This window comes from Xanthomonas arboricola (assembly GCF_003353015.1).
Taxonomy (GTDB): Bacteria; Pseudomonadota; Gammaproteobacteria; order Xanthomonadales; family Xanthomonadaceae; genus Xanthomonas; species Xanthomonas arboricola_E.
In genome coordinates this window covers 592,250-606,053 of record NZ_QREM01000007.1, presented here as the reverse complement: position 1 = coordinate 606,053, position 13,804 = coordinate 592,250, and the positions used below count along the sequence as shown (strand labels likewise).

Sequence of the window (13,804 nt, the reverse complement as noted above, 5' to 3'; positions counted from 1 at the left end):
GTGTGCAGGACGAGCCCGCTTGCTGGCGGCAAGTCGATTGAAGATACGGTACGTGCGCGGCGCCGGATGCGTGGTTGCCAATGCGAAGTTCATTGTCGTTGGCCTACGCTGACGCACATGACGACTCTGCAGTTCGACAACCGCCTGCGCCAGCAGCTGCCCGGTGACCCGGAACACGGCCCACGCCGCCGCGAAGTAAGCGCCGCATGGTCGACGGTGGTACCGACGCCGGTCGCGGCGCCGCGCCTGCTGGCGTATTCCGCCGATGTCGCGCAGCGGCTGGGGCTGGATGAGGCCGAGATCAGCAGCGCGCACTTTGCCGAGGTATTCGCCGGCAATGCGCTGTATCCGGGCATGCAGCCCTGGGCGGTCAATTATGGCGGGCACCAGTTCGGGCATTGGGCCGGCCAGCTGGGCGATGGACGGGCGATTTCGCTGGGCGAGGCGATCGGGGGCGACGGCGGCCGCCATGAGTTGCAGCTCAAGGGCGCCGGCCCGACCCCTTATTCGCGCGGTGCCGATGGCCGGGCGGTGTTGCGTTCGTCGATCCGCGAATTCCTGTGCAGCGAAGCGATGCATCATCTGGGCGTGCCGACCACGCGCGCGCTGAGCCTGGTGACCACCGGCGATGCGGTGGTGCGCGACATGTTCTACGACGGCCGGCCGCGGCGCGAGCCGGGGGCGATCGTGTGCCGGGTGGCGCCGTCGTTCATCCGTTTCGGCAACTTCGAGTTGCCCAGTGCGCGCGGCGACCTTGCGTTGCTGCGGCAGTGGGTGGACTTCACCATCGCACGCGATTTCCCGCAGCTGGAAGGTGCCGGCGAGGCGTTGTACGCCGACTGGTTCGCCCAGGTCTGCGAGCGCACCGCGGTGATGGTGGCACACTGGATGCGGGTGGGCTTCGTGCATGGGGTGATGAACACCGACAACATGTCGATCCTGGGATTGACCATCGATTACGGCCCCTATGGCTGGGTCGATGACTACGACCCGGACTGGACCCCGAACACCACCGATGCGCAGGGCCGGCGTTACCGCTTCGGCACCCAGCCCCAGGTCGCCTATTGGAACCTGGGGCGCCTGGCGCAGGCGCTGGCGCCGCTGTTTGCCGACCAGGCGCGGTTGCAGCAGGGCCTGGACCGCTTCCGCGACACCTACCTGGCCTGCGACCGACGCGATACTGCCGCCAAGCTGGGCCTGGCCGACTGCCGCGACGAGGATCTGCAGCTGATCGATGCCCTGCACGCGCTGATGCACGCGGCCGAGATGGACATGACGCTGACATTCCGCGGCCTGATCGCACTGGCGCCGGAACACCCCGATCCGGACCTGCTGGCTGAGGCGTTCTACGACCAGGACAAGCGGCTCGCCCATGCCGCGCAGCTGCAGCAATGGCTGCAGCGCTACGCTGAGCGGCTGCAGCGCGACACGCTGTCGCCGGAGCAGCGGCGCGACCGCATGCGCCTGGCCAATCCGCGCTATGTGCTGCGCAATTATCTGGCGCAGCAGGCGATCGACCTGGCCGAGCAGGGCGATGCCTCGGGCGTACGGGAGTTGCTGGAGGTCATGCGGCGGCCATACGACGACCAGCCGGGCCGCGAGGCGTTTGCTGCGCGGCGGCCGGACTGGGCGCGCGACCGCGCCGGTTGCTCGATGCTGTCCTGCAGTTCCTGACGCGCTCAGCCCCGGTTATGTCGCAAACGCAGCGTCGCGCGTCCGCGCAGCCTAGAATACAGCGATCCCCACCGGCCTCGACGCCACTGCCACCATGACTGACTGCACCCGCTGCGCCGGCACCCACTCATCCGGACCCAATCAGTGGTCCGAACGGATCCGCGACATCGCCGATTTTCCCAAGCCGGGTATCGTCTTCAAGGACATCACGCCGCTGCTGTCCGATGGCCCGGACTTCGCGTCCGCGCTGGACGAAATGGCGCAGCCCTGGCGTACCACGCCGCTGGATGCGGTACTGGGTATCGAGGCGCGCGGTTTCATCCTGGGCTCGGCGCTGGCGCGCGAGCTGCGCACCGGCTTCGTGCCGGTGCGCAAACCCGGCAAGCTGCCCGGGCGGACGCTGATCCAGGAATATGCGCTGGAATACGGTACAGACCGCATCGAAATGCACGAGGACGCGTTGCCGCGCGGCGCGCGTGTGTTGATCGTCGACGACGTGCTGGCCACCGGCGGTACGCTGCGTGCGGCCCTGGGTCTGGCTGCGCAGCTGGAACTGGAAGTGGTCGGCGCGGCGGTGCTGGTGGAGCTGCGGGCGCTGCAGGGCCGCGAGAAGTGGGTCAACGATGTGCCGCTGCTGGCCACGTTGAGCTATTGATCCAGGCGTGATGCCGAGCGAGCGTCTCGCCGCTCCGGCCTTGTGCAGACAGACATCAACGTTGCTGCCGCGGTGTGCAGATTGCGCCACGTGCGCCAGCGTGCGTTTCCCTGAGGAGTGCGCGGCAGGCGCTTTCGCCGCCGCGCGATCGGAGCGGCAGCAGGATGCCTGCCGCGCGTCGATTACAGCTTGCTGACCCGGAACCGGCGGCCCTTGATCTTGCCCGCATGCAGATGCGCCAGCGCCTTGGCGACGTGCGCGCGGGCGATGGCGACATAGGAGCGGGTGGGGTAGATGGCGATCTTGCCGATCGCCGCGCCCGACAGTCCAGCCTCGCCGGTCAACGCGCCGAGGATGTCGCCGGCACGCAGCTTGTCGGTCTTGCCGCCATCGATACGCAGCGTGGTCATGGCCGCCTGCGGCAGCTGCGCGGGGCGCGCGGTGGCCAGCGGTGCGCGCGACCAGGTCAGCGGCTGGCCCTGTTCGGCTTCCAGCGCCTGCGCGCGGCCGGTCTCGCGCGAGGCCACCAGGCTGAGCGCCAATCCGCGCTTGCCGGCGCGTGCGGTGCGGCCGATGCGATGGCGGTAGGTCTCGGTGTCGGTGGGCAGCTCGTAGTTCACCACTGCCGACAGGTCTTCCACGTCCAGTCCGCGTGCGGCCACGTCGCTGGCCACCAGCACGTTGCAGCTGCGGTTGACGAAGCGCACCAGCACTTCGTCGCGGTCGCGCTGTTCCATGTCGCCATGCAGCGCGAGCGCGGAGAAGCCGAATTCCTGCAGCGAGCCGGCCACTTCGTCCACTTCCTTGCGGGTATTGCAGAACACCACGCTGGACTCGGGGTTGAAGCGCAGCAGCAGGCCGGCGACGGCCTTCTGCCGGTAGGTCGGGTCGACCTCGAAGAACTGCTGGTCGATTTCCGGTGCGTTGTCGGCGCCTTCGACGGTGATTTCGATCGGGTCCTTCAGGATTTCGCGCGCCAGCGTGCGGATGTTCTCCGGGAAGGTGGCCGAGAACAGCAGGCTCTGGCGGTGCTTGTCGCAGCGGCTGGCGATCTCGCGGATGGGTTCTTCGAAACCCATGTCGAGCATGCGGTCGGCCTCGTCCAGCACCAGCGTGCGCACGCCGCCCAGATGCAGGGCGCGCTTGCGGGCCAGTTCCTGGATGCGGCCGGGCGTGCCGACCACCACCTGCGGGTCATGCGCTTCCAGCGAGGCCAGTTGCGGGCCCAGCGGCATGCCGCCGGTGAGCACCACCAGCTTCATGTTGGGGATGCCGGTGGCCAGCTTGCGCAGCTGCTTGCCGACCTGGTCGGCCAGTTCGCGGGTGGGGCACAGCACCAGCGCCTGCGCACGGGTCAGGGCAGGATCGAGCTTTTGCAGCAGGCCCAGCCCGAAGGCGGCGGTCTTGCCGCTGCCGGTCGGCGCCTGGGCGATGACGTCCAGCCCCTGCAGGATCGGCGGCAGGCTTTGCGCCTGGATGGGGGTCAGGACGGTGTAGCCAAGGGCGTCGATGCCGGGGGCCAGGGCCGGCGACAGCGGTAGCGCGGAGAATTCGTTCATGGCGCATTTTAGCCGGGATTGGGGAGTAGGGATTGGGGATTCGCGACGGCGAGACTTTTTCCATTCCCGATTCACCATTCCCGATTCCCGTACAATCAGCCCATGCCTTTAATCACTCTGCAAAGCGTCGACTACAGCGTCGGCGGCCCGTTGTTGCTGGAAAAAACCGACCTCACGATCGAGCCGGGCGAGCGTATCGCCCTGATCGGTCGCAACGGCGCCGGCAAATCGACCTTGATGAAACTCATTGCCGGCGAGCTCAAGCCCGACGACGGCGAAGTGCGCGTGCAACAGGGTGTGCGCATCGCGCGGCTGGAGCAGGAAGTGCCGCAGGGCACCGGCGGCAGCGTGTTCGACGTGGTGGCCGACGGCCTGGGCGAGCTGGGTCACTGGCTGGCCGAGTTCCATCAGCTCAGCCATGCCGAGGTGTTCGATGCCGATGCGTTCGGCAAGGTGCAGGCCAAGATCGATGCAGCCGACGGCTGGGCGCTGGATCAGCGCGTCAGCGAGACGCTGACCAAGCTGGAACTGGATGGCGATGCGGAGTTTGCGCGGCTGTCCGGCGGCATGAAGCGGCGCGTGCTGCTGGCGCGCTCGCTGGTGTCCTCGCCGGATGTGTTGCTGCTGGACGAGCCGACCAACCATCTGGACATCGAAGCCATCGACTGGCTGGAGTCGTTCCTGAAGAACTGGAACGGCAGCGTGCTGTTCGTCACCCATGACCGGCGCTTTTTGCGTGCGCTGGCCACCCGCATCGTCGAGATCGATCGCGGCCAGGTCACCAGCTGGCCGGGCGACTGGGCCAATTACGAGCGCCGCCGCGAAGAGCGGCTCAATGCGCAGGCGCAGGAAAATGCGCGCTTCGACAAGATGCTGGCGCAGGAAGAGATCTGGATCCGCCAGGGCATCAAGGCGCGGCGCACCCGCGACGAAGGCCGCGTGCGGCGCCTGGAATCGATGCGCAACGAGCGTGTGCAACGGCGCGACCTGACCGGCAACGTGCGCATGGAAGTTTCGCAGGGCGAGTCCTCCGGCAAGAAGGTGATCGAGGCCAAGCAAGTCGGCTTCGCGTTCGGCGCGCGCACGATGGTCAAGGAGTTTTCCACCATCATCCAGCGTGGCGACCGCATCGGGCTGATCGGTCCCAACGGCAGCGGCAAGACCACCTTGCTCAAGCTGTTGCTGGGCGATCTGCAGGCGCAGCAGGGCGAGATCCGCATCGGCACCAATCTGCAGATTGCCTATTTCGACCAATACCGGTCCACGCTGCGCGAGGACTGGAGCGCGATCGAGAACGTCGCCGAAGGCCGCGATTTCATCGAGATCAACGGCAAGCGCAAGCATGTGCATGCGTATCTGCAGGATTTTTTGTTCACGCCCGAGCGCGCCCGTGCGCCGATCACCCGGCTCTCCGGTGGCGAGCGCAATCGGCTGCTGCTGGCACGCCTGTTCGCGCAGCCATCCAACCTGCTGGTGATGGACGAACCGACCAACGATCTGGACGTGGAAACGCTGGAACTGCTGGAAGAGCTGCTGGGCGAGTACACCGGCACCTTGCTGCTGGTCAGCCATGACCGCGACTTCCTCGACAACGTGGTGACCTCGACGTTGGTGATGGAAGGCGATGGCCTGATCGGCGACTACGTCGGCGGGTACAGCGATTCCTTGCGCCAACGGCGCACCCCGGCGCCCAACGCGATGGCGGTTGCCAAGGCATCGGCAACGGCGGCGGCGACCACGCCGGTGGCGGCTGTGGTGCCGGCCGATGCCGCGCCCAAGCGCAAGCTCAGCTACAAGGACGCGCGCGAGCTGGAACAGTTGCCGGCGTTGATCGAAACCCTCGAGCAGCAGGTCGCGGCCTTGACCGAGGCCATGAACGATCCGGCCTTCTACCAGCGCGATACCGCGGCGATGACCGCGCACACCGCCGCACTGGGCGATGCGCAGGCGCAGCTGGATGCGGCCTACGCGCGCTGGAGCGAGCTGGATAGTTGACCGGCTGACCTGGTCGAAGGATCGCCGCGCCGGCGATCCCGCGAGTGCAGGATGGCTGGGCGCAGACCCGCGTGGCGCTTCACGACCGGATCGTGTGCTTGCGCCCGGGCGGCGCTGCCGAATTCATGGCGCGCGGCGCAGGGGCGCGTGGTGCGTCAGGGCGTTTGGGGCGATGGTTGGTCGTGCAGCTCACCGATCGCACGGCCGGCCTTGTGTGCGGCCTGCGGCGGGCGCGGTACCCTGATTGTTGGCTGCGCGGCTTTCGATTGCACAGATGCTGCTGATGCGGATCGGCGGCGGGTACGTGTCGTCGCCGTGCTCAACACGGCAATCACGTCCTTGGCACGATCGGGTCGCCGGGATCGGCGTGGCCGGTCACGCGCAGGCGCTGGCCGGCGCCACGAAGGCCGCAAAGGTCCGCCCGCGTGCGGACCAGCTGGTGGCGGCTTCGTCGAGGATATCCAGCAAGGTATCGCGATCTGCCGGTGCGGCCTGCGCCAGTGCGTTGGCACCGTCGATCAACAAGGCATAGCCGCGCGGCGCGGGCAGCCACGCCAGGTCGCGCAGGCCGTCGCTGAGCGCATCCCAGTTGCGACCGAAACCGAGCGGAAAATCCAGCTGGGTGGCCAGCCGCATCAGCAGCATGCGCTTGTCGCTGCAGGTCGCCAGGTCCACGCGCAGGATGCGCAGGCCGGCATCGCGGGCCAGCGCCGCCATGGTGTCCAGGTCATCGGTCTCAGCCTGGTACACGCCCGACTGCTGCGGATCGGACAGGTCCAGCGCGAAGTCGCCCGCGCTCATGGGGCCTGCTCCGGCGTCGGCCCCCGGAAGGACTTGAAACTCTGGTAATGATCGTCGCTGTAGTACCAGGTCTGTGGGGGTGTGCCGCCGGTGACGATGCGGCGTGCGCCGCGATCTGCGCTGCCGGGTGTGTCCACCGTGTACTCGCGGTAATAGCCGCGCGGGCGCTCGGGCAGGCGGTGTTCGCGATTGCCGAACACGCTGCCGTCCTGCGAATACGGGAATGGTCCGCCGCGCTGGATCAGCACGATGGTGGCCATTGCTTCGATCGGCAGGAAGGCGGGCAGGCGCGGCACCTGCCGCGCGGGCATGGCGGCAGCGATCGGTGCGTTGAGTGATGGTGCGAACTGCGGCTTGGGCGTTTGCAGCGCACGCATGCCCCACAGGCCGGCCACGAGCAGCACAATGGCAACGATCAGCAAAGCGGGCTTGCGCATGAAGGCGTTCCGGAGGCGACGGTGTGGACGGCAGCGCAAGTATGCCGTTGCCCGACTGTGTCGACGTTGAATGCACGACTGCGCCGGTCCGGTTCACGCCCAAGTAACCGGGGCATGGTGCAAGGTGTGCAGCGAACACGATGCGGCATGCGATGGGATGAAGTTTCCCTGCCAACACCCTTGGTAAGCGCCGCTGCCGTCCTTACCATCTACCCCGCAACGCCCGGCCTTCGCCGGGCGGCAAGTCCAGGAGACCCTCATGGCCTATACCCTTCCGCAGTTGCCCTACGCTTACGACGCGCTGGAACCCAACATCGACGCGCAGACGATGGAAATCCATCACACCAAGCACCATCAGACCTATATCAACAACGTCAACGCGGCGCTGGAAGGGACCGAGTACGCCGACCTGCCGGTGGAAGAACTGGTGTCCAAGCTGAAGAGCCTGCCGGAAAACCTGCAGGGCCCGGTGCGCAACAACGGTGGTGGCCATGCCAACCATTCGCTGTTCTGGACCGTGCTGTCGCCCAACGGCGGCGGTGAGCCCAAGGGCGAGGTCGCCAAGGCGATCGACAAGGACCTGGGTGGTTTCGAGAAGTTCAAGGACGCCTTCACCAAGGCCGCCGTCAGCCGCTTCGGCTCGGGCTGGGCCTGGCTGAGCGTGACCCCGGACAAGAAGCTGGTAGTGGAAAGCACCGCCAACCAAGACAGCCCGCTGTTCGAGGGCAACACCCCGATCCTGGGTCTGGACGTGTGGGAACACGCGTACTACCTGAAGTACCAGAACCGCCGCCCGGAATACATCGGCGCGTTCTACAACGCGGTGAACTGGGAAGAGGTCGAGCGCCGCTACCACGCTGCGATCGCCTGAAGCCCTGCATCAGCGCTGAGTTCTGCATGGCGCTGTAACGGCGGCAGCCAACATACAAGGCCGGGAGCAATCCCGGCCTTGTGCATTTTCTGCATGCCGTCGTAGGAGTGACCTTGGTCGCGAGAGGCTTCACCGTGAAAGCCCGTCGCGCTCGGGCGCGCTCCTACGGTGTGTCATGCGGCGCCGAGGGGTTGGCATCGGGCTGGAACGTAGAAGGCCGGGAGCGATCCCNCGTGAAAGCCCGTCGCGCTCGGGCGCGCTCCTACGGTGTGTCATGCGGCGCCGAGGGGTTGGCATCGGGCTGGAACGTAGAAGGCCGGGAGCGATCCCTGCCTCGTGCGTTCGCTGCGCGCCGTCGTAGGAGCGACCTTGGTCGCGAGAGGCTTCACCGTGAAAGCCCGTCGCGCTCGGGCGCGCTCCTGCGGTGTGTCGTGCGGCGCCGAGGGGTTGGCATCGGGCTGGAACGTAGAAGGCCGGGAGCGATCCCGGCCTCGTGCGTTTTGCTGCGGGCTGTTGTAGGAGCGACCCTGGTCGCNTGCGGCGCCGAGGGGTTGGCATCGGGCTGGAACGTAGAAGGCCGGGAGCGATCCCGGCCTCGTGCGTTTTGCTGCGGGCTGTTGTAGGAGCGACCCTGGTCGCGAGGGCTTTGCCGGGAAAGCCCGTCGCGCTCGGGCGCGCTCCTACGGTGTGTGGCGCCGATGGGCTTTGCATCGAGCTGGAACGCACAAGGCCAGGAGCGATCCCGGCATTGTGCGTTTGCTGCGCGCCGTCGTAGGAGCGACCCTGGTCGCGAGAGGCTTCACCGGGAACGCCCGTCGCGCTCGGGCGCGCTCCTGCGGTGTGCGGGCGCTGCCGGACCCTGGGCTCAGGTACGTCAGAACTTGGCGTCGAACTCGCGGGCGTAGCCGGTGTTGACGATGACCTTCTGCAGTGCGTCGCTGATCTTGATGTTGCCGGCCACGATCTGCTGCGTCTCCGGGCCCATGTTGTCCATGCGCGGCGGGGTGGCACCCTTGTAGTCACAGACGCGGCCACCGGCTTCGCGCACCAGCAGCACGCCGGCCGCGATGTCCCAGGCTTTGACGCCGGCCTCGAAGTAGGCATCGGCGCGGCCGCAGGCCACATAGGCCAGGTCCAGCGCGGCCGAGCCGGTACGCCGGACGTCTTCGGCCTGCACCAGCAGCGCATCCACGCACTTCAGCTGTGCGCTGGCGCGTGCGCGCTCGCGCGGCGGGAAGCCGGTGTGGACCATCGCGCCTTCCAGGTCCTTGCGCTCGGCGATGCGGATGCGGCGGTCGTTGAGCACTGCGCCGGCGCCGCGGCTGGCGGTGAACAGCTCGTTGCGCAGCGGGTCGAAGATCACCGCATCGGTCGGCTCGCCGTTTTCCACCAACGCGATCGATACGCAGTAATGCGGGAAGCCGCGCAGGTAGTTGCTGGTACCGTCCAGCGGATCGATGACCCAGGTGTAGCGGCCACTCTTGCCACCCTGCACGCCGCCTTCTTCGCCGAATACGGCGTACTCGGGGTAGCCGCGCTTGAGTTCCTTGATGATGACCTTCTCGGCATCGGCATCGACTTCGCTGGCGTAGTCCATGCGGCCCTTCTGCACCACGTTGAGCGCATCGAGCTTGTTGATACCGCGCAACAGCACATTGCCGGCAAGGCGGGCGGCTTTGACCATGACGGTGACGGCGGGTTTCTGCATGGTTAAAGCTCCCGTGAAGGCAGAATCGAAAATGGCGAAGGTAAAAGAGCGGTCCGGCACCAAAGCCGGCCGCGCAGTTTACCATCTACGACCGAATCGCTCCCCAATCTCCGTTCATGTCCGTCAGCCAGCGCATCCGTTTCGTACTTGTCGGTACCCAGCATCCAGGCAACATCGGCGCCGCCGCGCGCGCGATGAAGACGATGGGGGTGTCGCGCCTGGTGCTGGTGGCGCCGGAGCGTGCGCTCGACGAAGACGCCTATCGGCGGTCGGCCGGTGCCGAAGACGTGCTCGGCGAGGCGCCGATCTTCGCCACCCTGGCCGAGGCGGTGGCCGATTGCACGCTGGTGATCGGCTGCACCGCGCGTGCGCGCCGGGTCGCGCTGGAGGAGCTGCCGCCGGACGAGGGCGCGCGCCGCGCCTGGTCCAGGGCCGGCGAACCGGCCGAGGTGGCGATCGTGTTCGGCCGTGAGCGCACCGGGTTGACCAACGACGAGCTGCAGCTCTGCCACGCGGCACTGCATATCCCCTCCGACCCGGCTTTCAGCTCGCTCAACCTGGCGGCGGCGGTGCAGGTGGTTGCGTACGAGGTGCGGCTGGCGCAGCTGGCGGCCGGCGAGGCCGAACCGGCACCGGTCGCGGCGGGCGCCACGCTGCGCGACGGCCCGGCCAGCCATGCGCAGCTGGAGGGCATGTTCGGCCAGCTGGGCGACACCCTGGACGAGATCGACTTCCATAAGGGCCGGGCGCCGGAGTCGGCAATGCGCAAGCTGCGGCGGCTGTTGCTGCGCGCGGACATGAGCGAACAGGAGGTGCGGTTGCTGCGCGGCATTCTGTCCGATGCGCAGCGCATGGCCATGCTGGCAAAGCGGGCCGGAAGCTGACGTCTGTCACATCTCGAAAGATTCGGCTAGGCTGTCCGCGGCTCTAGGGGAGTGTCCGTTTTGCGCGGTCTACGATGGTGTCTGATTGCCTGCGGCCTGCTGGCCGGGGCAGGCTTGGCCGCGACGGCGACGGCAGCCCCTTCCCCGGTACTGGTGCTTGGACGGATCAGTGACGATCCCGCCACGCATTACGCGCAACTCAAACCCTTGCTGGACTACGTGGTGCCGCGCATGCGCGAGGTCGGTATCCGCCGTGGCGAAATCCTGATGGCGCCGGACGCGCGGCAGATGTCCAGCTACCTGCGCCGCGGCCGTGTCGACTGGGTCAGCGAAACCACCGGTGCGGCGATGTTGCTGGAACAGCGCGGCAGCGCGCACCCGCTGGTGATGACCGAGCGCGATGGCCTGCGCGAGTTCCACACGGTGTTCTTCGTCCGCCGCGACAGCCCGATCCAGTCGCTCAAGCAATTGCGCGGCCGTACCCTGGCATTGCATAGCGCTTCTTCCACCAGCGGCTATCTGCTGCCGATGCTGGAGCTGGTGCGCAACGGCATCGCCTGCGATGTGCTGCTGTCGCCGGACGACAGCCAGGTGCCGGGCTCGGTGGGCTACCTGATGGTCGGGTCGAAATTGAACATCGCCGCCTTCGTGCACCAGCGCCTGATCGATGCGGGTGCTTTCAGCAACGCCGACTGGGACGACGAGCGCCAGCTGCCGCAGGTGTTCAAGCGCGACTTCCGCATCGTGCACCGCAGCGCGCCGGTACCGCGCGCGGTGGAAATGGTGCGCACCGGCATGGATCCGGCGGTGGAGCGGCGGCTGCGCATCGTGCTGCTGCAGGCGGCCGCCGACCCGAAGGCCGGGCCGGCACTGAAGCGTTTTTTCGGCACCACTGCCTTCCACCCGCTGGATGAGGCCAGCCGCCGGCGCCTGGATGCGCTCAGCGCCGGGTTGCAACGTGTCAGGGATGAAGTGGAATGACTCAGGTGCGCTTCGGGCTGCAGGCACGCTTCCTGTTGGTGATGGCGCTGACGCTGTTGCTGGTCGGTGCGATCCTGGCGTCGCTGCTGCAGCGCCAGAGCGCAATGCAGCGCGAAGTGCGCGGGCTCAGCGCGCAGATCCTGCACGAACTGTTCGATCGCAGCCTGCGCACGCGTGGCGAGACCCTGGCCACCGAGCTGGCAAACGGCCTGGCCAATCCGCTGTACTACTCGGACCTGGGTGCCGTGGGTGCGCTGGTGCGCAATGCCTCGCGACAGCAGGTGGTGAGCTACGTGCTGGTGTTCGACCGACGCGGCCGGCTGGTGCACGACGGCTCGCCCGATCTGCAGCATTACGGCCAGGCCATGACCGACCCGCTCGCATTCAAGGCGGTGACCGCGCGCGCCCTGCTGTTGCAATCCTCGCCGGAGGTGCTGGACGTGACGGTGCCGATCAAGATCGGCGACCAGCGCATCGGCGGCGTGCGGGTGGGCATGTCGCGCGAGCGGGTGCGCAGGATCGAATCCGGCGCCAACCTGACCCTGGTGCAGAACCTCAACGCGATCGGCAAGCGCGATCTGGGGTGGCTGCTGGTGCTGCTGGCCGCGCTGGTCGCGCTGGGCGTGCTGTTGGCCATCTACGTGCAGCGCACCCTGGTGGCACCGGTGCGGCTGCTGGCCGCAGCCGCGCGCCAGATCGAGCGTGGCGACTATGCGGTGCAGTTGCCGCCGCATCCGCGCAACGACGAGATCGGCGAGCTGATTTCCGCCTTTGGCCGCATGAGCGAGAGCATCGCCCGGCACGATCGCGAGGTGCGCCACATGGCCTACACCGATGCGCTGACCGGCCTGACCAACCGGCTGGGATTCCGCGAAGGCCTGGATCACCTGCTCAACACCGCCCGCAGCACCGACAGCAAGCTGGCACTGCTGTTTGCCGATATCGACGACTTCAAGCGCGTCAACGACACGCTCGGCCACGAGGCCGGCGACGAGGCCTTGCTGCAGTTCGCCAGCCGGATCAGCCGCGCGGTCGGTGCATTGGGCGGCGACGATGCGATCCTGGCGCGCTTTGGCGGCGACGAGTTCGTGATCCTGCTGCAGAGCGGCGATGTCAGCCTGCTCGCCGCCCAGCTCGCGGACCGGCTGGTGCACGAGTTGAGCCGCCCCTTGAACGTGCAGGGCCGGGAGGTGTTCCTGGGCACCTCGATCGGCATCACGCTGTTCCCGGACGATGCCAGCAATGCCACTGCGTTGCTGAAGAACGGCGACATCGCGATGTACCAGGCCAAGGTCGCCGGCAAGAACTGCCACCGTTTCTACAGCCGCGCCGCCGATCATGCGGTGGAGCGGCGCGTGCACATGGAGCACGAGCTGCGCGGGGCCTGGGATCGCGACGAACTGCGGCTGGTCTACCAGCCGATCTACCGCACCAGCGACCGTGTGCTGGTGGGGGTGGAAGTGCTGTTGCGCTGGCAGCATCCGGCGCTGGGCACGATTGCGCCGTCCACCTTCATCGACATCGCCGAGCAGAGCGGGCTGATCGAGGTGATCGGCCCCAAGGTGCTGCGCGCGGCCTGCCTGGAAGCGGCGCAGTGGCCGGTGGTGGGCGATGGCCTGTTCATTTCGGTCAACGTCTCGCCGCGCCAGCTGCGCAGCGGGGAGCTGATCGGCACCGTGGCCGGGTGCCTGGCCGAGTCCGGCTTGCCGGCCGCGCGGCTGCATCTGGAACTGACCGAGACGGCGGTGATCGGCGACGAGATGATGGCCGCCAGCCTGCTCGATCAATTGCACCGCACCGGCGTGAAGGTCTGGCTGGACGACTTCGGCACCGGTTTCTCCGGGCTGAGCCATCTGCGCCAGGTGCCGGTGGATGGGGTCAAGATCGACAAGAGTTTCATCGCCGACCTGCAGCGCGACCCGGACGACCTGGCGTTGACCACCGCCATCATCGGCATGGCGCATTCGCTGGGCATCACCGTGGTGGCCGAGGGGATCGAGCAGGAAGCGCAGTTCAACCTGCTGCGCGAGCGCGGCTGCGACCTGGGCCAGGGCTACTGGTTCAGCCGCCCGCTGAGCCCGGCCGATATGGTCAAGCTGATCTCGGCCGGCTGATCAGCGTAGGAGCGCACCCGGGCGCGACGGGCCTTTACCGGGCGATTGAGGCTTTATCGGGCAATTGAGGCTTTACCGGGCGATTGATCCTTCATCGGGCAATTGAGGCTTTATCGGTAATGCTT

The 13,804-nt window shown here is 67.3% G+C and carries 11 protein-coding genes; 7 read left to right on the top strand and 4 right to left on the bottom strand.

The features are described from left to right. Window positions 1–117: 117 nt before the first annotated feature. Both C0541_RS06130 and C0541_RS06125 read left to right on the top strand, forming a co-directional pair. A complete protein-coding gene (locus C0541_RS06130; RefSeq protein ID WP_115046724.1) occupies window positions 118–1,674 on the top strand; it encodes a protein adenylyltransferase SelO in 1,557 nt (518 codons plus the stop codon). 94 nt (window positions 1,675–1,768) lie between these two features. Beyond that, window positions 1,769–2,329 carry an adenine phosphoribosyltransferase gene (locus tag C0541_RS06125; protein WP_115046721.1) on the top strand — a complete coding sequence of 187 codons (561 nt, stop codon included), beginning with the start codon at window positions 1,769–1,771 and terminating at the stop codon, window positions 2,327–2,329. Window positions 2,330–2,511: 182 nt separating this feature from the next. Here C0541_RS06125 and dbpA read toward each other — a convergent pair whose 3' ends face one another. Beyond that, complete coding sequence (gene dbpA, locus C0541_RS06120) at window positions 2,512–3,888, bottom strand: ATP-dependent RNA helicase DbpA (protein WP_115046718.1); 1,377 nt, start codon at window positions 3,886–3,888, stop codon at window positions 2,512–2,514. A gap of 102 nt (window positions 3,889–3,990) precedes the next feature. Between dbpA and C0541_RS06115 the strand changes: the two genes are divergently transcribed. Continuing rightward, on the top strand, window positions 3,991–5,883 hold the full coding sequence (locus C0541_RS06115; RefSeq protein WP_115046715.1) for an ATP-binding cassette domain-containing protein: 1,893 nt from the start codon (window positions 3,991–3,993) through the stop codon (window positions 5,881–5,883). Window positions 5,884–6,258: 375 nt separating this feature from the next. Here C0541_RS06115 and C0541_RS06110 read toward each other — a convergent pair whose 3' ends face one another. Further along, a complete protein-coding gene (locus C0541_RS06110) occupies window positions 6,259–6,684 on the bottom strand; it encodes a barstar family protein (RefSeq protein WP_115046713.1) in 426 nt (141 codons plus the stop codon). After that, the gene (locus C0541_RS06105) at window positions 6,681–7,121 is read right to left on the bottom strand and encodes a ribonuclease (protein ID WP_115046711.1); all 441 of its coding nucleotides are present in this window, start codon (window positions 7,119–7,121) and stop codon (window positions 6,681–6,683) included. Before C0541_RS06105 ends, C0541_RS06110 begins: the two co-directional genes overlap by 4 nt. Before the next feature lie 259 nt (window positions 7,122–7,380). On the opposite strand from C0541_RS06105, the gene C0541_RS06100 reads away from it, so the two are divergent. After that, entirely contained in the window at window positions 7,381–7,992 is a 612-nt protein-coding gene (locus C0541_RS06100; RefSeq protein ID WP_115046709.1) for a superoxide dismutase, read from the top strand. A gap of 874 nt (window positions 7,993–8,866) precedes the next feature. On the opposite strand, the gene C0541_RS06095 is transcribed toward C0541_RS06100, so the two are convergent. Next, window positions 8,867–9,700 (bottom strand): inositol monophosphatase family protein, encoded by an 834-nt coding sequence (locus C0541_RS06095; RefSeq protein WP_005913068.1) that lies wholly within the window; start codon window positions 9,698–9,700, stop codon window positions 8,867–8,869. A 116-nt stretch (window positions 9,701–9,816) separates the two neighbouring features. On the opposite strand from C0541_RS06095, the gene C0541_RS06090 reads away from it, so the two are divergent. Genes C0541_RS06090 through C0541_RS06080 form a run of 3 tightly spaced genes read left to right on the top strand, consistent with a single transcriptional unit; the run spans window position 9,817 to window position 13,679 of the window. Further along, window positions 9,817–10,584, top strand: a complete 768-nt coding sequence (locus C0541_RS06090; RefSeq protein WP_115046708.1) for an RNA methyltransferase — start codon at window positions 9,817–9,819, stop codon at window positions 10,582–10,584. Between the two features lie 51 nt (window positions 10,585–10,635). Next, the gene (locus C0541_RS06085) at window positions 10,636–11,565 is read left to right on the top strand and encodes a phosphate/phosphite/phosphonate ABC transporter substrate-binding protein (protein ID WP_161959908.1); all 930 of its coding nucleotides are present in this window, start codon (window positions 10,636–10,638) and stop codon (window positions 11,563–11,565) included. After that, on the top strand, window positions 11,562–13,679 hold the full coding sequence (locus tag C0541_RS06080) for a putative bifunctional diguanylate cyclase/phosphodiesterase (protein ID WP_115046704.1): 2,118 nt from the start codon (window positions 11,562–11,564) through the stop codon (window positions 13,677–13,679). The genes C0541_RS06085 and C0541_RS06080 overlap by 4 nt, the downstream gene beginning before the upstream one ends. The last annotated feature ends 125 nt before the right edge of the window (window positions 13,680–13,804 follow it).

Coding starts and splice junctions, on each gene's coding strand:
- C0541_RS06130 (WP_115046724.1), top strand. CDS start 118: ATGACGACTCTGCAGTTCGACAACCGCCTGCGCCAGCAGCTGCCCGGT.
- C0541_RS06125 (WP_115046721.1), top strand. CDS start 1,769: ATGACTGACTGCACCCGCTGCGCCGGCACCCACTCATCCGGACCCAAT.
- dbpA (WP_115046718.1), bottom strand. CDS start 3,888: ATGAACGAATTCTCCGCGCTACCGCTGTCGCCGGCCCTGGCCCCCGGC.
- C0541_RS06115 (WP_115046715.1), top strand. CDS start 3,991: ATGCCTTTAATCACTCTGCAAAGCGTCGACTACAGCGTCGGCGGCCCG.
- C0541_RS06110 (WP_115046713.1), bottom strand. CDS start 6,684: ATGAGCGCGGGCGACTTCGCGCTGGACCTGTCCGATCCGCAGCAGTCG.
- C0541_RS06105 (WP_115046711.1), bottom strand. CDS start 7,121: ATGCGCAAGCCCGCTTTGCTGATCGTTGCCATTGTGCTGCTCGTGGCC.
- C0541_RS06100 (WP_115046709.1), top strand. CDS start 7,381: ATGGCCTATACCCTTCCGCAGTTGCCCTACGCTTACGACGCGCTGGAA.
- C0541_RS06095 (WP_005913068.1), bottom strand. CDS start 9,700: ATGCAGAAACCCGCCGTCACCGTCATGGTCAAAGCCGCCCGCCTTGCC.
- C0541_RS06090 (WP_115046708.1), top strand. CDS start 9,817: ATGTCCGTCAGCCAGCGCATCCGTTTCGTACTTGTCGGTACCCAGCAT.
- C0541_RS06080 (WP_115046704.1), top strand. CDS start 11,562: ATGACTCAGGTGCGCTTCGGGCTGCAGGCACGCTTCCTGTTGGTGATG.